This window comes from Gymnodinialimonas sp. 57CJ19, from assembly GCF_038396845.1.
Classification (GTDB): Bacteria; Pseudomonadota; Alphaproteobacteria; order Rhodobacterales; family Rhodobacteraceae; genus Gymnodinialimonas.
Map to the genome: position 1 here is coordinate 3,575,054 of NZ_CP151587.1, position 20,118 is coordinate 3,595,171.

The window sequence follows — 20,118 nt, forward strand, 5'->3', positions numbered from 1 at the left end:
CTTAAGATTTCTGGAACATGGCAAGCATGCGCCGTGTCACGAGGAAGCCGCCAAAGATGTTGATCCCCGTCATGAAGACGGCCAACGCGGCCAGAATGACGACAAAGAAGCTACCCGAGCCTACCTGCGTCAACGCCCCCAGAATGATGATCGACGAAATCGCGTTGGTAACTGCCATCAGCGGCGTGTGCAGCGAATGTGCAACGCCCCAGATCACCTGGAAGCCCACGAAAATCGCCAGAACGAAGACGATGAAGTGCTGCATGAAGCTGGCAGGCGCGACAAGGCCCACCCCCAACAGCAGCGCCGCACCCACGGCGATCAGGCCGACCTGCATCTTGGTCTGTTCCTGGAACGCGGCCACTTCCTGGGCGCGCTTTTCCTCTGCCGTAAGTTCCGGCACCGGGGCCGCTTTGGGTTGCGCTGCGATGGCGGCCACTTTGGGCGGTGGCGGCGGGAAGGTGATTTCCCCGGCATAAACAGCCGTGGCGCCGCGGATCACGTCGTCCTCCATGTCGTGGTTCACCTCACCGTCCTTTTCAGGGGTCAGGTCAGCCATCATGTGGCGGATGTTGGTGGCGTAGAGCGTGGAAGATTGAGAGGCCATGCGCGACGGGAAGTCGGTGTAGCCGATGATCGTGACACCGTTGTCGGTGACGATCTTCTCGTCCTTGACGGTCAGCTTGCAGTTGCCGCCGCGCTCTGCGGCGAGGTCAACGATGACCGAGCCGGGCTTCATCGCGGCCACCATATCTTCGGTCCACAACTCGGGCGCGTCGCGTCCGGGGATCAGGGCCGTGGTGATGACGATGTCAATTTCTGGCGCAATCTCGCGGAATTTGGCGAGCTGAGCGGCAGCGAATTCCGGCGAAGACACCGAGGCGTAGCCTCCGGTGGATGAGCCGTCTGCCTGCTCTTCCTCGAAATCGAGGAAGACAAACTCCGCGCCCATGCTCTCGACCTGCTCGGCCACTTCCGGGCGCACGTCGAAGGCATAGGTGATCGCCCCAAGCGAGGTGGAGGTGCCGATAGCGGCCAGACCAGCAACGCCCGCGCCCACAACCAGAACCTTGGCTGGCGGCACCTTACCGGCAGCCGTAATCTGACCGGTGAAGAAGCGGCCAAAGTTGTTGCCCGCCTCGATCACCGCTCGGTAGCCCGCGATATTGGCCATGGACGACAAAGCATCCATCTTCTGGGCGCGGCTGATGCGCGGCACCATGTCCATCGCAATGACATTGGCACCCTGCTTGCGCGCGCCTTCCATGCCTTTTTCGTTCTGGCCCGGATAAAAGAACGAGATCAGAAGCTGCCCTTCCCGCAGCCGCTTGGTCTCGGTCGTGTTGGGCGGGCGGACCTTTGCGACGATATCGGCCGCTTTCCAAAGGGCCGCGCCGGTTTTGACGACCTCAACCCCGGCTGCCTCATAGGCCGCGTCCGAGAACCCAGCGAGCGCGCCTGCGCCCGTCTCGATCACACATTCATATCCAAGTTTTTGCAGCTGCAAAGCCGAGGCCGGCGTCATCGCCACCCGCGCTTCACCGGCCTCTACCTCTTTCGGAGCCCCGATTTTCATCGCACTTCCCCCCGTTGATTGTCGCCAAGGCCCAAGGGCCGCTCGGTATCCCAGTACCAAGACCTAACAGAAGGAACAACGCAGTCGCGTAATTTTGTTGCGCGAAAGCTGGTATACAGTGCCGCAGCTTTACGTCAGGCTAAAAAACAACGGGTCAGTTATCTTGGCAGGGAGCGCACAGATGAACGTTACAGGACACCATGCGGTCGTCACCGGCGGCGGCACGGGGATCGGGTTGAGTATCGCCTTGGGGTTGGCAGGATTGGGGATGGAGGTCTCGATCACCGGGCGCGATGAAGAGCGATTGGGGACCTTGGCCGACATGCATCCCCGCCTGCACGCCTTGCCCATGGATGTCACGGATGAGGCGGCGGTGCGCGAGGGTTTCAAAGGTGCGGCAGAGCGGCATGGCCCGGTCTGCGTCTGCGTCGCCAACGCAGGCATCGCAGAGCCCGCCCGCTTCCGCCACGAAACGCTGGATCATTGGCGCAAGACCATGGCCACGAACCTGGACGGTGTGTTTTTGACCTTTCAGGCGGCGATGGCCACGCTGGAGCGCGACGCATGGGGGCGGATGATTGCGATATCCTCCATCGCGGGCCTGCGCGGATTGTCGGGGGCGGTGTCCTACACGGCCTCCAAACACGGGGTGATCGGCCTGATGCGCGGATTGTCCGAGGAATACATGGGGTCTGCCATGACCTTCAACGCGATCTGCCCGGGCTATGTGGACACGCCGATCGTGGAGCGCAACGCGGCCCAGATCGCCGCCAGCCAAGGCATGACGGAGGACGACGCGCGCGCGTTATTGGCAAGGGGGAACCGCCATAAGCGTTTGTTGGCAACGGATGAGGTGACGGCGACGGCGCTGTGGCTGGTCTCGGACGCGGCGCGCAGTGTGAATGGGCAAGCGATCCAGATTGCCGGCGGGCAGGTGAGTTAGGGGAACGGGCCTGAGTTTTCCTGGAGTTCGGCCGTTGAGTTAAGAGTATCGCCGACTGCGTCGTCGATCAGGGGGCGCTGCCCCCTTGGCGGTTTTCCCAAGGAAAACGCGCCTACCCCCGCGATATTTTTGAAAAGATGAAGGAGAGGCGCGTTAGCGGAGGGCCCGGCGCAGGATCTTGCCGGTGGTGGTCATGGGGAGGCTATCGGCGAGGATAATCTGGCGCGGCACCATGTGGGCGGAGGCTTTGGTGCGCACGAGGGTCTTGAGTGTGGTTTCGATATGGGTGGTATCGGCGCCGGGGCGCAGGACGACGTGGGCGACAATTGCCTCGGTTCGGATGGGGTCCGGGGTGCCAACGACGGCGGCGAGGGTCACATCGGGGTGGGTGCAGAGGGCTTGCTCGATCTCGACCGGGCCGATGCGGTAGCCAGCGGAGGTGATGACATCGTCGTCGCGGGCATGGAAGGTAAACTGGCCATCGGGCGTTTGGGTGGCCAGATCGCCGGTGCGCAGCCAGCCGTTGCGGATTTTCCCGGCAGTGGCCTGCGGTTTGTTCCAGTAACGCAGCATCATCACCGGGTCGGGGGATTTCACGCAGATCTCACCGACCTCGCCGGGGCTGGCTTTCGTGTCGTTGGGGCCGAGCAGTGCTACTGAGTGGCCCGGAACCGGAAGGCCCATGGCACCGGGGATGCGCGGCATCGGGCCGTCGCAGGCGGCGATGATCAGGTTGGCCTCGGTCTGGCCGTAGAATTCGTTGATCGGGCAGTGCAGCGTTTCACGGGACCAGTCCAGCAAATCGGGGCCGAGAGCTTCACCGCCTGAGCCGATCGCCCGAAGGGAAAGGTCTTTGGTCGGCGCGGTCTGGCGCATCAGGCGCAGAGCCGTGGGCGGAAGGAAGCTGTTGGTGACATTTTCATGAGCCATCAGGGCAAAGGCGGCATCCGGGTCGAACTTGGTGAAACGATGAGAGACCAGTGGCACGCCGTAGAACAGACAGGGCAGCGCCATATCCATCAGCCCGCCGATCCAGGCCCAATCAGCCGGGGTCCAGCCGATGTCGCCACGCCGGGGGAAGTCACCCTGGGACAGTTCCATGCAAGGCAAGTGGCCATAAAGGAACCGATGGGCATGCAGCACGCCTTTGGGATCGCCCGTGGTGCCGGAGGTATAGATCATCACCGCCGGGTCTTCGGCCGTGGTGGCGGCGATTGCGGGCAACGGGGTGGCGGCCATGGCCGTCTCTAGCGAGGCCGCGCCCGCGCCGCCCCGTGTGGTCAGGATCACCGGCGCGTTTGTGACCGCGCGAAGCTTATCCTCAACCGCGGCCTCCACGATCACCGCTTTCGCGCCACTGTCGGTCAGGCGGTAGCGCAGGGCGTCTTCGCCGAACAAGGTAAACAGCGGCAGAGAGATCGCGCCCAATTTGAACGCTGCCAGATGCGCCACCAGAACCCGAGGGTTCTGCGCCATCAAAATCGCCACCCGGTCGCCGCGCCCCACGCCCTTCGCCGCGAGCGTGGCGGCCAGGCCATCGGAGGCGGCTTTGAGCTGTCCGTAGGTCCAAACCTCATCGGGCGGGCCAATGTGGCGGATCGCGATACGGTCCGGGTCGGACCGCGCCCAACGCTCACAACAGACCTCGGCGATATTGAGCGCCGGGGGAATGTGCCACGCAAAGGCGCGGCGCATGTCGGCCCAAGTGCCCTGCCTGGGGATCACCCGGTTAATCGGCAATCACCGTAACCGTGGGCAGGGAAGTCAAGCTCAGGCCCAGGGCTTGGAACGCGGCCAAAGACAGGCGCGAGCCTGATCCGCGTTCGCCGCCCGACGGGCGGGCTGTGACCTCTACCGTGGTGCCATTGGGGGCGACGACGGTGGCCGTGCGCTCGCGGTCTACCAGCGGTGTTTCGATCCAGAGGCCCGGCACGGTGGCATCCCCAAGACTGGCGACCGTGAAGCCGCGCACGCTGTCGCCCGCGCCCGTGTTGCCCTCGGCCACGGCGGCGGCGCGCACGGTGTTGTCCGTGGGCGCGATATCCTCGGCCGCAGCCTCGCCCACCACAGCCTCGGTAATCACCTCAGCCGGCGCCGCCTCTTCCGCCGGGGCGTTGCGGCCAAATCCACTGCCCGGCCCGTCGCCGCTGAACATGCCGCCAAGCCCGCCATTGGCACAGCCCGCTACCGCCAAAATCGCCAGCAAAGAAATCGCTCGTGTCATTTCGCACCTCTCAACACGTTTCGCGCCAGACTAGGCCCGCACTCAGCCGTGATCAACCGCTCCCTTGTGTGCCCTCTCTGACCCTCCTACTGTCCGCCCATGACCCAAACCGCCCCCCTCATTGATCCCTTTGCGCGTGCCATCACTTACCTGCGCGTCTCCGTCACCGACCGCTGCGATTTCCGCTGCGTTTATTGCATGTCCGAGAACATGCAGTTCCTGCCCAAGAAAGAGCTTCTGACGCTGGAGGAGTTGGACCGCATGTGTTCCACCTTCATCGGTTTGGGCGTGCGCAAGCTGCGCATCACGGGCGGAGAGCCTTTGGTGCGGCGCGATATCATGACCTTCTTCCAAGGCATGAAACGCCACCTTGATACCGGGGACCTGGAGGAGCTGACACTCACCACCAACGGCAGCCAGTTGGCGCGATTTGCCGAGCCTTTGGCGGCAGCGGGGGTGAAGCGGGTCAACATCTCGCTCGATACGATTGATGAGAAGAAGTTCGCCGAAATCACCCGGTGGGGTCGTCTGAAGCAGGTGATGGCTGGCATTGACGCTGCGCAGGCGGCGGGCCTGAAGGTGAAGATCAACGCCGTGGCGCTGAAGAACTTCAACGAGGACGAGCTGTTCACCTTGCAGGAATGGTGTCTGGCGCGCGGGATGGACCTGACCTTCATCGAGGTGATGCCCATGGGTGACCTCGGCAATGAGGACCGCTTGGACCAATATTGGTCCCTCAACGATCTGCGCGCGCGACTGGCCGAGCGCTTTACCCTGACCGATCTGGCCGAGCGGACCGGCGGCCCTGCCCGCTACGTGCAATTGAACGAGACCGGCCAGAAAATCGGCTTCATAACGCCGCTGTCCCATAACTTCTGCGAGTCGTGTAATCGCGTGCGTCTGACCTGCACCGGGCAGCTTTTCATGTGCCTTGGCCAAGAAGACATGGTTGACCTGCGCGCGCCTTTGCGGGCGTCCGAAGACAACGAGATGTTGGAAGCCGCGATCCGTGACGCGATCAGCCATAAGCCCAAGGGCCACGACTTCGACTACTCCCGCCAAGTGGCCGATGGGCAGATGTCCCGCCACATGAGTCACACGGGGGGGTGAATTTCCGGACCCGGTCTTTGACCGGGCGAAAGGTCCAGTGGAGCTTTTAAGGAATTCACGGGCGGAGCCCCGGGAATGCCGGACCCGGTCTATGACCGGGCAAAAGGTCCAGTGGACCTTTTGGGAAATTCACGGGCGGAGCCCCGGATTGTCACGCATTGCCCCGGTCAGGTCACCCATTCGCAGCAGTGTGAGCCCGCGAATGGGCCAAGGTGCGTCACGTGTTGGGCGTCCTAGTTAAACCGCCACAGTTGGCCCGAGAAGTTACCACAGGGGTCCATACGGATCGGGCCATCGGCGCGGCTACTGCTTTCCAGGCACTCGTTCGATCCTTCGCGGAATTGACTGGTAAGCCGCACGTAGCCGCCGCCTGCCGGGATCGTGCGCCAAAGCTGGCCCGAGACGTTCTGGCATATATCCATGAACGCAGGCCCGCCGCCGGATCGGTTGCTTTCGAGGCACTCATTAGCCCCTTCGCGGAACTGCGTTGTCAGACGGAAGTAGCCGCCGCCCGCTGGAATCGCGCGCCATTGCTGGCCGCTGACGTTCTGGCAACGATCCATAAACGCCGGACCTCCCCCCGCGCTGCGGCTTTCCAAACACTCGTTCGCGCCTTCGCGAAACTGGGATGTCATCTCGAAATACCCGCCCGGAAACCCTTGGGCAGAGGCCGCAGATGCCCCCCCTACAGCCAATGCTGCGATCAACGCCGTCTTCAATCCAATTCTCATGCAAACACACTCCCTAGAACCAAGGCCAAAAATTGCCTTAACTTTTTATGCGCTGTGCCTTGGGCGGCTGGCAACAGTTTCGTGGTGGTGTTTGGGTGTGGGGTGGCGGGGGGAATGTTTGCCGTGAACGCCACAACCAACCGTTCTTTCTAGCTTGTAGGCGGCGGCACCCCGATTTCGCACGCGCGGTTCCACTTGATCCGAGCATTTCCCGACCGCGCCTTGGTCAGCGCCTTTCTGTCGACCATGCGGCCGGATATTCGAAAGCAACCGAAATCATCATCGCCGGCCGTGCGGTCGATCTTTACGACAAGCAACTTACTGAAATGGCCCGATAACTTCACCAGCGCCTGATCGGTTGTGCTGCGCGGCCCGATTGTCTTGATCTCGATGAAATCATTGTCCAGCTTCCCGTCCGAGCCTTGAGCATCTGGCAACTTGTGGAGCCGAATGCCCCATATCATCGCGCCATACAGCTCCCCCAATGCGCCGTAAATATTCAGGTGTTTGCCTGTCTGCTCAAAGTATTCCCTTGCCGCGTTCACCAGCCGGATGAACTGCCGCAGAACCGGGAGTTCGGCGTTTCGGTACTTTCGTTTTAGCTTATCTTGCCACTCCAATACGGGCAGCACCGCTGGTTGCGGCTCGTCGGGGTCGATGTCCGCATATTCTCCGAATTCATCCCAACTCAGCCATTCCCCGTCGCCAAGATAAACGCCGCCGCCGTCTGGTTCATATGAATACATCAATGCCTCCCTCGTTGTAACAAGGGAGGCATTTCATGGCCGTGTGGAGATTTTAGGGCAGAGTGCCAATCAAGCCGCAGGCATCCGCTTTTCGACGATCTCGGCCCACCAGCTACAGCCTGCTGGGATCGCCTCGTCGTTGAAGTTGTACTTGGGGTGGTGGACCATGGCCGTGTCGCCGTTGCCTACAAGGATGTACGCGCCGGGGCGTTCTTCCAACATGAAGGCGAAATCCTCGCCGCCCATGACCAAAGGCACCTCATCGCAGCCACCCGAAACCGAGGTGGCCACCTCAGCCGCGAAGGCAGTTTGTTCTTCCGAGTTCACCATCACCGGATAGCCGCGGATGTAGTTCACCTCGGCGTGGCCGCCCATCATCGCGGCGACCCCTTCGCAGATTTCCGGCACGCGCTTGTTGGCCAGATCGCGGTTCTCGGTGGACATGGTGCGCACCGTACCGCGCATAGTGACGGTCTCGGGGATCACGTTGAAGGCTTTCGATTCCGTTTCAAGCGAGGTCACCGACACAACGATCTGGCTCACCGGGTCGGCGTTTCGTGCCACGATGGTTTGCAATGCGGTGACCGCATGGGCCGCCATGACGGTTGTATCAATCGTCTCGTTTGGCTTGGCGGCGTGGCCACCCTTACCTTTGAACTGCACCTCAAACGTGTCAGTCGCGGCGAAAAACGCGCCCGCACGGATACCGAAAGAGCCCACAGGCTTGCCCGGCCAATTGTGCATCCCATAGACCTCATTGATGCCGAAACGGTCCATCATGCCGTCATCGCACATCTCTTTCCCGCCGCCGCCGCCTTCTTCAGCGGGCTGGAAAATGACCGCAACGGTGCCGTCGAAATTGCGGGTCTCGGCCAGATATTTCGCCGCCCCCAAAAGCATCGCCGTGTGACCATCGTGGCCGCAAGCGTGCATCGCGCCCGGCGTCTTGGAGGCGTATTCCAGCCCCGTGTCCTCAAAAATCGGCAGCGCGTCCATGTCTGCGCGCAGACCGATCGTCTTGCCCGAGGTGTTGGTCTTGCCCTTGATGATCCCCACGACGCCGGTGCGCCCGAGGCCGGTGACGATCTCATCACAGCCAAATTCCTTCAGCTTGTCCGCGACGATGGCCGAAGTCCGGTGCGTCTCAAACAGGATCTCAGGGTTTTCGTGCAGGTCCCGGCGCCATTCGGTGATTTCGGGCAGCAGTTCGGCAAAGCGGTTTTTCACTGGCATTGGTCTATTCCCATGTTTGATTTTGGCCTGAAGGTGACACCGCCTTGATGTACCTTCAAGCAGTTAAAGATTTGGTCCGGGCCGCAGGCGCGTCCCGTCGGTGAAGCGTTTCATGGCAAAGCGGTCAAGGTCGTGGCCCGGCGCGTTGTCTTGCGCCATGTCGGCAAGGATGCGCCCGAAGGCGGGGCCGATCCCAAAGCCGTGGCCACACATGCCCGTGGCCACGATCAGCCCCGGCAGCTGCGCCACATGGTCCACGACAGGCACCACATCGGGCAGTACGTCGATCATGCCCGCCCAAGCGGCCCGTGTCTTCACCTCTCCGATCTGGGGGTAAGCGTCAGTGAAGCGGCGCTTGATCTCGGCGATTTTGCGGGCACTGGGTGTGGGGTCCAGAATGCGCAGGTTCTCGAACGGGGACCGCGCGTCATCGGCCCATTTTCGCGCCGTGCTCCACGCATCGGGGTAGCCCTTGGGGGCCAAGCCACGGGGGTAGACGTCGAATTCCCCACTTAAGGCCAGAGGCAGATAGCGATGCAGGTTTCGCAACAGATCGGGGCCGGTGAACAGTTCGCCGAAGGCGGCGGGGGCAAGGGTATAGCCGCCATCGGCGCGCGGGCGCATGGCCAGTTTGTCATCCACCGCCGCCGTTCCCAAGACCTCCGGCAACGGCTGCGTCGCCATCACGGTAGAGCGTACCGATAGCTGCGGGATGCTCACCCCATGGCGGCGCAGAAACAGAGACGACCACGACCCCCCGGCCAACACCACGCGGTCTGCCTTCACCCTTCCGGCTTCCGTCACAACGCCCGCGACACGGCCCGCCTCCAAATACAGCCCGCGCACCGCGCAATCCTCTGCGATCCGCGCGCCGCTGGCCTGCGCCATGCGGGCCAACTCTGGCACGGCAACCCAGGGTTCCGCCTTCATATCAGTGGCGGTGTGCAACCCGCCGATCCACGGCCCGTTGGCATGGCTCAACACTTCTGCGAGCCGAGTACGGTGCAAAAGTTCGGGCGCCACGCCATAGGGACGCGCCATCTGCGCCCATTGCTCAAACCCCGCCATGTCCTTGGGGGTCTTTCCCAGATAGGTGACACCCACCTGCTGCACGCCAAGACGGCCCTGCGCCTCGGCGTTGAGCGTCTGCCACAGGCCCTGGGATTCCAGGGCAATCGGGATCTCGGCCTCATCGCGGCCCTGCACCCTGATCCAGCCCCAGTTGCGCCCCGATTGCTCGGCGGCGACCCGGCCCTTTTCCAGCACTACAACCGACAAGCCCGCCCGCGCCGTATAAAGCGCCGTCGAGATGCCCAAAACGCCGCCGCCAATGATGGCCAGATCAACACTTTGCGGCAGCTCATCAATAAACGTTGCCGGCTTGCCCCCGTGGAAAGGAAACGTCATGCGACCTCGGACAGGAGCTTTTCGATAAAGGCCTGCCCCTGCTGGAACTGGTCGATGGTGATGTATTCGTTGGCCTGATGCGCCTGCTCGATCGAGCCGGGACCGCAGACAACGGCGGAATATCCCGCCGCCTGAAACTGCCCCGCTTCCGTGCCGAAGCTGACCACACCGCTGGAGTTCAGCCCGGTCAGCTTGCGCACCATGGTTTCCGCCTCGCCGTTTTCTTCCGCCTTCAGGCCGGGCACATCCCAGCGGGGCTTTACCCGGATTTCGGCGTCGGGGTGCACCGCCTTCATCCCCGCTTCGACCCGCGCAATCTCGGCCAGGATCTTTTCGCGCCACTCAGCAACCGATTCGGTGGGGAGCGCGCGCAAAGACAGGACAAAAAAGCAGTCCTTCGCGGTAATATTATGGGCCGTGCCGCCCTCGATCGTGCCCACATGCAGGGTGGAAAACGGCGGGTCGAACGGCGAATTCGGGTCCGCTGCCGCCACTGATGCCGCGTTTTGATCGTTGCACCACTGGATCAGACGGGCGCTTTCCATGACCGCAGACACACCGCGATCTTGCAGCGAGGAATGCACTTCGAAGCCGCGGAAATGCAGGTCAAATCCGGTGCCGCCCTTGTGGCCATTGATGATCCCCATATCCGTCGGCTCGCCGATAATGGCCAGCGACGCGCGTGGCAGTCCGGCCATCGCCTCGATCATCGGGGGGGCGCCCACGCAGCCGATTTCCTCGTCGCGCGACAGGGCCAATTGCATTGGCCGCGACACGCCGCGCCGCTTCGCCTCGACCACGCCCCAGATGGCCAGCGCGTCGAAGCCCTTCATGTCGCAAGTGCCTCGTCCGTATAGTTTTCCGTCCTTTTCGGTGACGTGAAACGGGTCCGTATCCCATGCCTGACCATCCACGGGCACCACATCTGTGTGACCCGACAAAACGATTCCCCCCGGCTCTTCCGGGCCCACATGGGCAAACAACGAGGCCTTCTTGCCCGTGTCATCATGGTCACGGGCGCTGTCGATTCCGTGGCCCTTCAGATAATCCGCAACCCAATCCACCAACTCTAGATTGCTGTCGCGGCTGACGGTGGGAAAGCTGACAAGTTTTGCCATTAGTTCACGGGGCGAGAGGACGTTGGTCATGGGGATTTCCGATGTTTTGATGTAAGCGCTTCGCAACCCTGAGCGCGTGCCGATCCATCGTCAAGACTGCGCCCGCAGCATGGGCCAAAGGTGCACTACACGGCCATGTCGCACGCCACGGAATGAAGGTTGGCCCTTGCGGGAAAAAATTTCCGTGTTAGCGTCAATGACATAGATCGCCCATTTCGACCTAGTCGAGCAACGAGGCGACATACATCCGACAGGTCAGGGAGACCTCCACATATGCCCGATGGGGCCGATTCTCAAATGCCCGAAGGGGTAGATCCTTACGTATTGGACGTTCGCGATCTTAAAACAGTGTTTCGAACCCGACGCGGGGAAGTGCACGCCGTCAATGACGTAAGTTTCCGGCTGAAAGCCGGGGAGTTACTTGGTGTTGTGGGGGAATCCGGCTCGGGTAAATCCGTGACGATGATGTCTCTGATCCGGCTGTTGCCGATGCCTCCGGCCGAAATTCGCGCCGGAGAGGTGTTGTTTGGCGACAAAGACCTGATGCAGATCACCGAGGATGAGCTGCGGGCCATCCGCGGGGCGCGCATCGGTATGGTGTTCCAGGATCCCATGACCTCGCTGAACCCCGTTTTCAACGTCGGCTATCAGTTGATGGAGCCCCTGCGAAAGCACATGGGACTGAACAAGACCGATGCCCGCGCCCGCGCGGTCGAGCTGTTGGATCTGGTCGGAATCCCCGACGCAGAGCGTCGCCTGAAAGATTACCCGCACCAGTTCTCCGGCGGGATGCGCCAACGGGTGATGATCGCCATCGCGCTGGCGTGCGACCCCGAAGTGCTGATCGCGGACGAGCCTACAACAGCGCTCGACGTGACCATTCAGGCGCAAATCCTCGAATTGGTAAAAGAGCTGCGCCAAAAACTTGGCATGGCGATTGTCTGGATCACCCACGATCTGGGCGTGATTGCGGGCATCGCAGACCGGGTGATGGTGATGTACGGCGGCCAGGTTGTGGAAGAAGGCCCGGTACGGGAATTGTTCAACAACCCCAGCCACCCCTACACAAAGATGCTGCTTGAAACGATCCCCAGCATTTCCGGCGAACGCGCCGAGCGGTTGCGGGTGATCCAGGGCCAACCGCCCATGTTGGGGGCCGCGCCTTCGTCCTGTGCCTTCCGCGACCGATGCCCCCACGCGTTTGACCGCTGCGCGCGGGAAAATCCGCTGCTGGAAGAAGTCGGCAGAGAAGGCCACCGCGCCGCGTGTTTCTTGGAAGAGGGAGCCATTTGATGTTGGATGACACCACGGCCCCGACCGCCGCGCGCAAACTTGTAGAAGTGCGCAACCTGCGCATGTATTTCCCAATCCATACCGGCCTGTTCCGCAAACACACGGGCGATGTGAAGGCCGTCGATGGTGTGAACTTCGACATCTATGAGGGCGAAACCCTTGGTCTTGTGGGGGAATCCGGCTGCGGCAAGTCCACCTGTGGCCGCGCCGTCATTCGCCTTTACGATCCCACCAGCGCCTCGATCAAGATCGACGGGACCGAACTGGCCTGGGCCCATGACGGGGCCCGCAAGATCGACGCCCGCGCCGCCAAGATTGCCCGCACTACCAGCCTTGCGATCTTTGTCGGTGGCGTTGCCTTGATGGCGCTTCTGGCGGTGCAGTTCGCCGCTTTTGCCCAAGGGTGGGCCGTAGCCTTGCAAGCCGCCCTGGTTCTGGCCGCCACCATTGGCGGCTATTTCTTGACCCGCAATACGATCCGCGCCTCAGGGGCCAAAGCGGCCGGGATCACGGTCGATGACTTTGCTCCCTCGGAAAACGATTTGCGGCGTTTGCGGCCCACCATGCAGATGGTGTTCCAGGACCCTCAGGCATCGCTCAACCCGCGCATGACCGTGGCCGCCATCATCGGAGAGCCGCTGTCCGAGCACACAAAACTGTCCAAGGCCGAGCGCAATGAGCGCATTTACGAGCTTCTGGACGCCGTCGGCCTGAACCGCGATTTCGCCAACCGTTACCCGCACGAGTTTTCCGGCGGGCAACGTCAGCGCATCGGCATCGCGCGGGCCTTGGCGCTGAACCCCAAGTTTATCGTCTGCGACGAACCGATCGCGGCGTTGGACGTGTCGATTCAGGCACAAGTGGTCAACCTGTTGGAAGACTTGCAGGAAAAGCTGGGTCTGACCTATCTGTTCATCTCCCACGACCTGTCGATGGTGCGCCATATCGCGGACCGGGTGGCAGTGATGTATCTGGGCAAGATCGCCGAACTGGCACCGCGTGACGCGCTGTTCAACGATCCGCTTCACCCCTACACCAAGGCGCTTCTCAGCGCTGTGCCCGAGCCTGACCCCGCCGCCCATGACGTGGCCGAGCGGGTGATCTTGCAGGGCGACGTCCCCTCGCCTTCCAACCCGCCCCTGGGCTGCAACTTTTGCACCCGCTGTCCCGCCGTGATGGACATTTGCCGGGTAGAAGACCCCGAAATGAAGGAAGTACGCCCGGGCCGCTTTGTGGCCTGCCACCTTCACGACTGAACACAAAAAGACCGCCGAGAAGGTGGCAGAAGAAAACGCCTGAAAAGGTAAACGAAACCAATATGGAGAGAGAAAACCAAGATGAAACGTACATCCATCCTTCTCGGAGCCGCGGCGGCATTCGCCTGCGCTCCGCTGGCCGCGCTGGCCGACGGGCACCTTGCCCGCGGCGGCTCGGGCCACCTCAACATCATCTATTGGCAAGCGCCATCCACGATGAACCCGTTCCTGTCGGGCGGCACGAAAGAGGTCGAGGCCGCGTCGCTGGTTCTCGAAAGCCTTGCGCGTTTTGATGACACGGGCGCCATGGTTCCCTGGCTTGCCGCAGACATCCCAACCGTTGAAAACGGCGGCATCTCTGAAGACCTGACTCAGATCACTTGGCAGCTTCAGGAAGGCATCCTGTGGTCCGATGGCAGCGCGATGACCGCGGCTGACGCCGTGTTCACGTGGGAATATTGCACCCACCCCGAAGGCGGTTGCGCACAGGCATCCTACTTTGACGGTGTTGAAAGCATCGTGGCCGTGGATGACACCACGATCCAGATCACTTTCGACGCGCCAACGCCCTTCCCCTATACCGCGCTGGTCGGCTCCGAGAGCCCGATCATCCAGGCCGCTCAGTTTGCTGACTGCCTTGGCGCGCGTGCGCCCGAGTGCACCGAGGCCAACTTTGGCCCCATCGGCACCGGTCCATTTGTTGTGACGGACTTCCGCCCCAACGACGTGATCGAACTGGCTGCAAACGATAACTACCGTGTGCCAGATCAGCCCCACTTCGCGACCGTGACGTTCAAAGGTGGTGGCGATGCGACGGCTGCAGCGCGTTCCGTGCTTGAAACAGGCGAGTTCGACTACGCTTGGAACCTGCAAATCGACCCGACGATCTTGGCTCAGATGGAAGCCCAGGGTAACGGCACAGTTGTGACCGCCTTCGGTACGTCCGTTGAGCGTCTGCACCTGAACCAGACCAACCCTGATCCGGCACTGGGCGACCTGCGCTCCACCGTTGAAGGGGGCGAGCATCCGTTCCTGACACACCCCGCAGTGGGTCAAGCCATGTCCATGGCCATCGACCGCGCCTTGCTGGTTGAAGTCGGCTACGGCGCAGGCGGTCAGCCGACCTGTAACGTTCTGCCCGCTCCTGCGGCCTATGCGTCCACTGCCAACGATGGCTGCCTTGTGCAGGACATCGCCGGCGCCAACGCACTGCTGGACGAAGCTGGCATCGTTGACACCGACGGTGACGGCATCCGCGAATTGGATGGTGTGCCACTCTCCGTGCTCTACCAGACCTCCACCAACGCCGTCCGTCAGGACACGCAGGCACTGGTGAAGCAGTGGTGGGCCGAGATCGGCATCGACGCCGAGCTTCGCAACATCGACGCGTCCGTGTTCTTCGGCGGCGATCCGGCATCCCCGGACACGTTCCAGAAGTTCTATGCGGACATCGAGATGTACACGAACAACTTCTCGGGCGTTGACCCTCAGGCGTACATGGCCAACTGGCTCTGCTCGGACATCCCTGGCCCCGACAGCCAGTGGCAGGGTGCCAACATCCAGCGCTTCTGTGACCCGGCTTATGACGAGCTGGTGCTCGAAATGGCTGGCACGGCTGACCTTGAGGCCCGTGGCGAACTGGCGATGGCAATGAACGACATGCTGATGCAGTCGTACTCCATCATCCCACTGGTTCACCGTGGTGGTGTTTCCGCACACGCGAACTCGCTCGGCGGCATCCGCATGTCCGACTGGGACAGCGAGCTGTGGAACATCGCCGAATGGCACCGCATTCCTGAGTAATGTGACCTGATCAATCGCCCTGCCCCCCTTACTCTCAGGGGGCGGGGCACCCCGCGTTTCTCAACCATCCATCTGATTTTTCGTAGGCAGAACCCAATTCCCATGCGGTCCCCCCTTCCCCACCCCCTCCTCGCTACGCTCCTCGCAGGTGTCCCTTTGGGCCATGCGCGCGCAATGACGGACCGGGCAGCGGCGGACCTTATCGGAACTGTGTTTAGCGCCGCGCGAGAGGCTGCCTGATATGCTGACCTTCACCATCCGTCGCCTGATCCTTGCGATCCCGACGTTGATCTTCATCAGCTTCGTGATCTTCCTGATCGTGAAACTCAGCCCCTCGGACCCGACAGCGGGCCTGCCCCTGACGATCCCGCCGGAGGTGCGCGAAGCGATCCGCGAAAGCCTTGGGGTGAATGACCCGATCTTTGTGCAATACTTCAAATGGCTCAAACTGATGGTTTGGGACGAGCCTTTGCACCTGCTTGACGGCTGGTTCGGCACATCCATGGCGCCCGATGGCCCGCGGATCATCAGCTATCAGACCCGGAGCCCGGTGATGGAGCTGATCATGCAGCGGATGCCGCAAACCCTTTGGGTTGTGGGCACCTCTTACATCGTCGGCATCCTGATCGCGGTGCCCCTGGGCGTGATCTCGGCCTACAAGCAATATTCGTGGTTCGACCAGATTGGCACGTTCATCTCGATGATCGGTTTCTCGGTCCCCACCTTCTTCACCGGCGTGTTGTTCATCGTGATCTTCGCCGTGAACCTTGGCTGGTTCCCCTCGGTCTATGACACCACATTGGAAGTCACGGATTGGGAGACCTTCTGGGCCCAGATCCGCCAAATGATCATGCCCGTGATGGTCCTTGGCCTGTTCAACGCGTCACAAATCTCTCGCTACATGCGGGCGTCGATGCTGGACAACCTGAACCAGGATTATGTGCGCACCGCACGGGCCAAGGGCCTGGGCGAAAGCGTTGTGGTTCTGGTCCACGTGCTGCGCAACTCGATGATCCCCGTGGTCACTGTCATCGCGCTGAACGTGCCCGCTGTCTTTGGCGGCGCGATCATCACTGAACAGGTATTCAAGGTGAACGGTATCGGCCAACTGCTGATCATCGCCATTCAAGCGGGCGACGTGCCGGTGGTGCAGACCGTCAGCTTCATCTTTGCGATCCTGATCGTGCTCTTCAACCTCATCGCCGATATCCTTTACGGCGTTCTGGATCCGAGGATTCGTTATGACTGAGACCTCAGCCGACATCCAAACCACCCGCGCCCCGCGCAACCAATGGTGGGACGTGTGGGACCAGTTCCGCACCCACAAGGGCGCGCTCTTTGGCCTTGGGTTCTTCATCTTCTCGCTGTTGTTCGTCTATCTGGGGCCGCTGTTCTGGACGCTGGAAAGCACCTACATCGACATCCGGGCGCGCAATACGAACCACATGGTGTCTTGCCTTGGCGTTGGCGGGGGGTGGTTCTCGTTTGCGGGGTGGGCCGCATGGTTCAGCGATATGCCCGCCTGTTTCTGGAGCCCTGAGGAATTCAGCCGCGCCAATCCGGTCTATGGGTTGAAGCTGACCTGGGCGCATCCCCTGGGTGCAGACCAACTGGGCCGGGATACGTTGTCGCGGATGATGGTCGGCGGGCAGACCTCTATCGCAGTGGGTCTGACGGCGATGCTTCTGGCGCTGTTCTTCGGGACGCTGATCGGCGTTCTGGCGGGCTATTTCAAGAAGATCGACGGGCCGCTGATGCGCTTGACCGACCTGTTTCTTGCCATGCCGCTGCTACCGCTGCTGTTGGTCATCATCATGCTGTTCCGCGACACATTGCGGAACGCCTTCGGGCCCGAGGGCGGGATCTTCGTGCTGATCGTGGTGGTCATTGGCCTGACGTCGTGGATGCAGACCGCCCGTGTTGTGCGCGGCGATGTACTCGCGCTGAAAGAACGTGAATTCGTGCTCGCTGCCCGCTCCATCGGGACGCCGCCGTGGCGGCTGATCCTGCGCCACGTGCTGCCCAATGTGATGTCCTCGATCATGGTGTCGGCAACCCTTGGGATCGCCAACGCGATCATCACGGAATCAGCGCTGTCGTTTCTGGGCCTCGGCTTTCCGTCGGACTTCCCCACATGGGGCCGCCTGCTGTTTGATGCCACCGATTGGCTGAGCCAGAACCCCGAGCGTGTGATCTGGCCCGGGCTGTTCATCTCGCTCACCGTGCTGTCGGTGAACTACATCGGCGACGGCCTGCGTGACGCTTTGGACCCGCGCATTCGGGGCCGCTAAAGCCCGGTTGCGACGATCAGAACAAACTACCTTGGCCGCCTTCGGGCGGCTTTGGTTTGCCCCCCCCCGACTTGGCGCCCGCCTTGCCGGACTTTTTGGGCGCAGCCTTCGGCGTGGCCCCGGTGGGGGTGACACCAAGGCGACCATCGGCGAACTGAATTTCCATCGCCGCATGCCCCTCGGCCTGCGCCTTGGTGGTGAGCACGTCTTCGCCGGCACGGATCACCGCGTAGCCGCGCCCCAGGGTTTCCTGATAGCCCAAAGTCCGGCGCAAGCGTTCCAGGCCGTCCAACGCCTCTCGGCGGCGGCTGACCGACTGCACTGCCGCTTGCGCAAAGCGCGCGCGGACGGCTGCCAACTGCTCCTCCATCTGCGATGTCCTCGCCGTTAATCTCTGCGGATCAAGGCGGGCGGCCAGACGGTCCAGATCGCGGCGGCCCTGCCTTGCAACACCGGCCAAACGCGCGGGTGTCAGCCCGGCGGCGCGTTCGCCCAAAGCCAGCCGCTTGCGGGCCACAGCGCGGTCAAGCGCCGGATCAAGGCGCGAAGACAACCGCTCCAACTGCGCTCGAGCGTCTTTCGTGCGGCTCGCCAAGGCGGGGGCAAGGCGCAGGCTGGCCAGGTCGAGCCGCTGCCGCGCCGGTTCCATCAGTGCCTCGGGTCGCGGCAAGGCGCGGCCAAGGTCGGTCAACCGCTGCTGGCGGGCGGTCAACGCGCCGGTGATGCCGCGGGTCAGGATACCCTCCTGCTGGCGCAACCAGTTGAGCATATCCATGCGCACCGGCACCGCCTTCTCCGCCGCGCCCGTGGGCGTGGGCGCGCGGTAGTCTGAGGCGTAGTCAATCAACGTTGTGTCCGTTTCGTGCCCCACGGCCGAAATCAACGGGATGGCACTTTCCGCCGCTGCGCGCACCACGGCTTCCTCGTTGAAGCCCCACAGATCCTCAAGCGAGCCGCCGCCGCGTGCCACAATCAACAGATCCGGCCTTGGCAACGCGCCCCCGGGCGTCAGGGCGTTGAAGCCCCGGATTGCATTGGCCACTTCCGGCGCACATTTCGGGCCTTGCACGGCCACTGGCCAGATCAGCACCTTGCGCGGGAACCGGTCGCGCAGGCGGTGCAGGATATCGCGGATCACCGCCCCCGACGGAGACGTCACCACCCCGATGACCTCGGGCAGGAACGGCAGCCGTTGCTTGCGGGCGTCGTCGAACAGCCCCTCGGCGGCCAGCGCCTTGCGGCGTTTCTCCAACATTGCCATCAATGCGCCGGCGCCCGCGGGTTGCAGATCGTCGATCACCAGTTGGTACTTGGATTGGCCGGGGAAGGTGGTGAGCCGTCCGGTGGCGATGACCTCCATCCCCTCTTCCGGCTTGTGGGTCAGACGATTGGCGACACCTTTCCACACGACCGAGGCGAGAACGCTGCGATCATCCTTCAGGTCCAGATAAATATGACCCGAGCGCGGCAGCGACAGCCGCCCCACCTCGCCCCGCACACGCACATGGGAAAACGCGCCTTCCACGGTGCGTTTGACCGCGCCGGACAGCTCGCTGACGGTAAATTCCGGGGAATTTCCCGCCGCCCCTTCGTCGTCGATCAGATCATTCATCGCCTAGTCTCCGCATCCGCCGCAGCCTCCGGCATCACCATTGCTGTCGCCACCGCCTCCGCCGTCGGAGTGGGAGTCGAATTCCGGCCATTCCCAATACCAGCCGCCGTCTTGCGCTCCTGCGTCCTTCTTTCGGCGCGGTCTGGGGCCGAACCCGAGCCAGGCGAAGACCACGAACAGGCCAAGGAGAACCAGATAAATCGCGCCAGAAACACCCTCGATGCCACCCAAAAGGTCCAGAAAACCGAGGACGACAAAGACAAAGAATAGCAGCCCCGCAATGCCCTGGAACGAAAAGCTCCCGGCTTCGGACTGTAGAAACTTTCGACGGGGCACCGCATCGCGGGCCCAGATATCGGCCGGGGGCTCGACACCGAACTCGGCCTCGTAAAGCGCGCGGGTGGCCGCGAATTGATCGCGGTAGCGCGGCATCTCCTCCTCTCCGGCGCAGGGCTGGTGGTGGATCGGCTTGCCGATGACGTTGGTGCAAAGGTGATCCCAATAGTCGCGCGTGAAGGTCAGGTGCATGTGCCAGGCGGCATCCACGATGCGCGACGGCGTCACCTGTCTGTCGCTGATCTGGGTGAGGTAGAGGAACTTCCGGTATTCCTCGATCACTTGCGCGGTGCGCCGTCGCGACCACCCCTCTGCACGCGAGAGCTTCACCGAGAACGGCGCGCTCCCCGGCCCGTCGAATTGATACGCCTGAAGCCGCGTCCATAACTCTGGGTTTCGCATGTTGTGCCGCCCTCGCCTGCTCTTTATCTAGGGCGAA

17 protein-coding genes are annotated in these 20,118 nt (G+C 62.3%); 7 read left to right on the plus strand and 10 right to left on the minus strand.

What is annotated here, in order from left to right; translation table 11 throughout:
* Nucleotide 1: 1 nt before the first annotated feature.
* Nucleotides 2-1,576: a Re/Si-specific NAD(P)(+) transhydrogenase subunit alpha gene (locus tag AADW23_RS17370; RefSeq protein WP_341862202.1), complete on the minus strand. Its 1,575-nt coding sequence runs from the start codon at nucleotides 1,574-1,576 to the stop codon at nucleotides 2-4.
* A 181-nt stretch (nucleotides 1,577-1,757) separates the two neighbouring features.
* On the opposite strand from AADW23_RS17370, the gene AADW23_RS17375 reads away from it, so the two are divergent.
* Nucleotides 1,758-2,519: an SDR family oxidoreductase gene (locus tag AADW23_RS17375; RefSeq protein ID WP_341862203.1), complete on the plus strand. Its 762-nt coding sequence runs from the start codon at nucleotides 1,758-1,760 to the stop codon at nucleotides 2,517-2,519.
* Nucleotides 2,520-2,672: 153 nt separating this feature from the next.
* On the opposite strand, the gene AADW23_RS17380 is transcribed toward AADW23_RS17375, so the two are convergent.
* Both AADW23_RS17380 and AADW23_RS17385 read right to left on the minus strand, forming a co-directional pair.
* The gene (locus AADW23_RS17380) at nucleotides 2,673-4,259 is read right to left on the minus strand and encodes an AMP-binding protein (RefSeq protein WP_341862204.1); all 1,587 of its coding nucleotides are present in this window, start codon (nucleotides 4,257-4,259) and stop codon (nucleotides 2,673-2,675) included.
* A complete protein-coding gene (locus AADW23_RS17385; protein ID WP_341862205.1) occupies nucleotides 4,249-4,743 on the minus strand; it encodes a hypothetical protein in 495 nt (164 codons plus the stop codon). Before AADW23_RS17385 ends, AADW23_RS17380 begins: the two co-directional genes overlap by 11 nt.
* Before the next feature lie 99 nt (nucleotides 4,744-4,842).
* Here AADW23_RS17385 and moaA point away from each other — a divergent pair, with 99 nt between their 5' ends.
* Entirely contained in the window at nucleotides 4,843-5,853 is a 1,011-nt protein-coding gene (gene moaA / locus AADW23_RS17390) for a GTP 3',8-cyclase MoaA (RefSeq protein ID WP_341862206.1), read from the plus strand.
* Nucleotides 5,854-6,086: 233 nt separating this feature from the next.
* Here the strand turns inward: moaA and AADW23_RS17395 are convergent, their stop codons facing one another.
* The 5 genes from AADW23_RS17395 to argE all read right to left on the minus strand — a co-directional run bounded on the left by AADW23_RS17395 (nucleotide 6,087) and on the right by argE (nucleotide 11,118).
* Nucleotides 6,087-6,584, minus strand: coding sequence for an RICIN domain-containing protein (locus AADW23_RS17395; RefSeq protein WP_341862207.1), 498 nt, complete (start codon nucleotides 6,582-6,584; stop codon nucleotides 6,087-6,089).
* Nucleotides 6,585-6,733: 149 nt separating this feature from the next.
* Complete coding sequence (locus AADW23_RS17400) at nucleotides 6,734-7,330, minus strand: hypothetical protein (RefSeq protein WP_341862208.1); 597 nt, start codon at nucleotides 7,328-7,330, stop codon at nucleotides 6,734-6,736.
* A gap of 69 nt (nucleotides 7,331-7,399) precedes the next feature.
* Entirely contained in the window at nucleotides 7,400-8,563 is a 1,164-nt protein-coding gene (locus AADW23_RS17405; RefSeq protein WP_341862209.1) for a M20 aminoacylase family protein, read from the minus strand.
* A 63-nt stretch (nucleotides 8,564-8,626) separates the two neighbouring features.
* Nucleotides 8,627-9,970, minus strand: a complete 1,344-nt coding sequence (locus AADW23_RS17410; protein WP_341862210.1) for an FAD-binding oxidoreductase — start codon at nucleotides 9,968-9,970, stop codon at nucleotides 8,627-8,629.
* Nucleotides 9,967-11,118 (minus strand): acetylornithine deacetylase, encoded by a 1,152-nt coding sequence (gene argE, locus AADW23_RS17415; protein ID WP_341862211.1) that lies wholly within the window; start codon nucleotides 11,116-11,118, stop codon nucleotides 9,967-9,969. The genes AADW23_RS17410 and argE overlap by 4 nt, the downstream gene beginning before the upstream one ends.
* A 267-nt stretch (nucleotides 11,119-11,385) precedes the next feature.
* Between argE and AADW23_RS17420 the strand changes: the two genes are divergently transcribed.
* From AADW23_RS17420 to AADW23_RS17440, 5 genes are all read left to right on the plus strand, one after another.
* Nucleotides 11,386-12,381, plus strand: a complete 996-nt coding sequence (locus AADW23_RS17420; protein WP_341864354.1) for an ABC transporter ATP-binding protein — start codon at nucleotides 11,386-11,388, stop codon at nucleotides 12,379-12,381.
* Nucleotides 12,381-13,637, plus strand: coding sequence for an ABC transporter ATP-binding protein (locus AADW23_RS17425; RefSeq protein ID WP_341862212.1), 1,257 nt, complete (start codon nucleotides 12,381-12,383; stop codon nucleotides 13,635-13,637). Before AADW23_RS17420 ends, AADW23_RS17425 begins: the two co-directional genes overlap by 1 nt.
* Nucleotides 13,638-13,718: 81 nt before the next feature.
* Complete coding sequence (locus AADW23_RS17430) at nucleotides 13,719-15,440, plus strand: peptide ABC transporter substrate-binding protein (protein ID WP_341862213.1); 1,722 nt, start codon at nucleotides 13,719-13,721, stop codon at nucleotides 15,438-15,440.
* Between the two features lie 241 nt (nucleotides 15,441-15,681).
* Entirely contained in the window at nucleotides 15,682-16,689 is a 1,008-nt protein-coding gene (locus AADW23_RS17435; RefSeq protein ID WP_341862214.1) for an ABC transporter permease, read from the plus strand.
* Nucleotides 16,682-17,731, plus strand: coding sequence for an ABC transporter permease (locus AADW23_RS17440; protein WP_341862215.1), 1,050 nt, complete (start codon nucleotides 16,682-16,684; stop codon nucleotides 17,729-17,731). The genes AADW23_RS17435 and AADW23_RS17440 overlap by 8 nt, the downstream gene beginning before the upstream one ends.
* A gap of 16 nt (nucleotides 17,732-17,747) precedes the next feature.
* Here AADW23_RS17440 and xseA read toward each other — a convergent pair whose 3' ends face one another.
* Nucleotides 17,748-19,343, minus strand: coding sequence for an exodeoxyribonuclease VII large subunit (gene xseA, locus AADW23_RS17445; protein WP_341862216.1), 1,596 nt, complete (start codon nucleotides 19,341-19,343; stop codon nucleotides 17,748-17,750).
* 3 nt (nucleotides 19,344-19,346) lie between these two features.
* The gene (locus AADW23_RS17450; protein WP_341862217.1) at nucleotides 19,347-20,081 is read right to left on the minus strand and encodes a hypothetical protein; all 735 of its coding nucleotides are present in this window, start codon (nucleotides 20,079-20,081) and stop codon (nucleotides 19,347-19,349) included.
* Nucleotides 20,082-20,118: the final 37 nt, after the last annotated feature.

Coding starts and splice junctions, on each gene's coding strand:
- AADW23_RS17370 (WP_341862202.1), bottom strand. CDS start 1,576: ATGAAAATCGGGGCTCCGAAAGAGGTAGAGGCCGGTGAAGCGCGGGTG.
- AADW23_RS17375 (WP_341862203.1), top strand. CDS start 1,758: ATGAACGTTACAGGACACCATGCGGTCGTCACCGGCGGCGGCACGGGG.
- AADW23_RS17385 (WP_341862205.1), bottom strand. CDS start 4,743: ATGACACGAGCGATTTCTTTGCTGGCGATTTTGGCGGTAGCGGGCTGT.
- moaA (WP_341862206.1), top strand. CDS start 4,843: ATGACCCAAACCGCCCCCCTCATTGATCCCTTTGCGCGTGCCATCACT.
- AADW23_RS17395 (WP_341862207.1), bottom strand. CDS start 6,584: ATGAGAATTGGATTGAAGACGGCGTTGATCGCAGCATTGGCTGTAGGG.
- AADW23_RS17400 (WP_341862208.1), bottom strand. CDS start 7,330: ATGTATTCATATGAACCAGACGGCGGCGGCGTTTATCTTGGCGACGGG.
- AADW23_RS17405 (WP_341862209.1), bottom strand. CDS start 8,563: ATGCCAGTGAAAAACCGCTTTGCCGAACTGCTGCCCGAAATCACCGAA.
- AADW23_RS17410 (WP_341862210.1), bottom strand. CDS start 9,970: ATGACGTTTCCTTTCCACGGGGGCAAGCCGGCAACGTTTATTGATGAG.
- argE (WP_341862211.1), bottom strand. CDS start 11,118: ATGACCAACGTCCTCTCGCCCCGTGAACTAATGGCAAAACTTGTCAGC.
- AADW23_RS17420 (WP_341864354.1), top strand. CDS start 11,386: ATGCCCGAAGGGGTAGATCCTTACGTATTGGACGTTCGCGATCTTAAA.
- AADW23_RS17425 (WP_341862212.1), top strand. CDS start 12,381: ATGTTGGATGACACCACGGCCCCGACCGCCGCGCGCAAACTTGTAGAA.
- AADW23_RS17430 (WP_341862213.1), top strand. CDS start 13,719: ATGAAACGTACATCCATCCTTCTCGGAGCCGCGGCGGCATTCGCCTGC.
- AADW23_RS17435 (WP_341862214.1), top strand. CDS start 15,682: ATGCTGACCTTCACCATCCGTCGCCTGATCCTTGCGATCCCGACGTTG.
- AADW23_RS17440 (WP_341862215.1), top strand. CDS start 16,682: ATGACTGAGACCTCAGCCGACATCCAAACCACCCGCGCCCCGCGCAAC.
- xseA (WP_341862216.1), bottom strand. CDS start 19,343: ATGAATGATCTGATCGACGACGAAGGGGCGGCGGGAAATTCCCCGGAA.
- AADW23_RS17450 (WP_341862217.1), bottom strand. CDS start 20,081: ATGCGAAACCCAGAGTTATGGACGCGGCTTCAGGCGTATCAATTCGAC.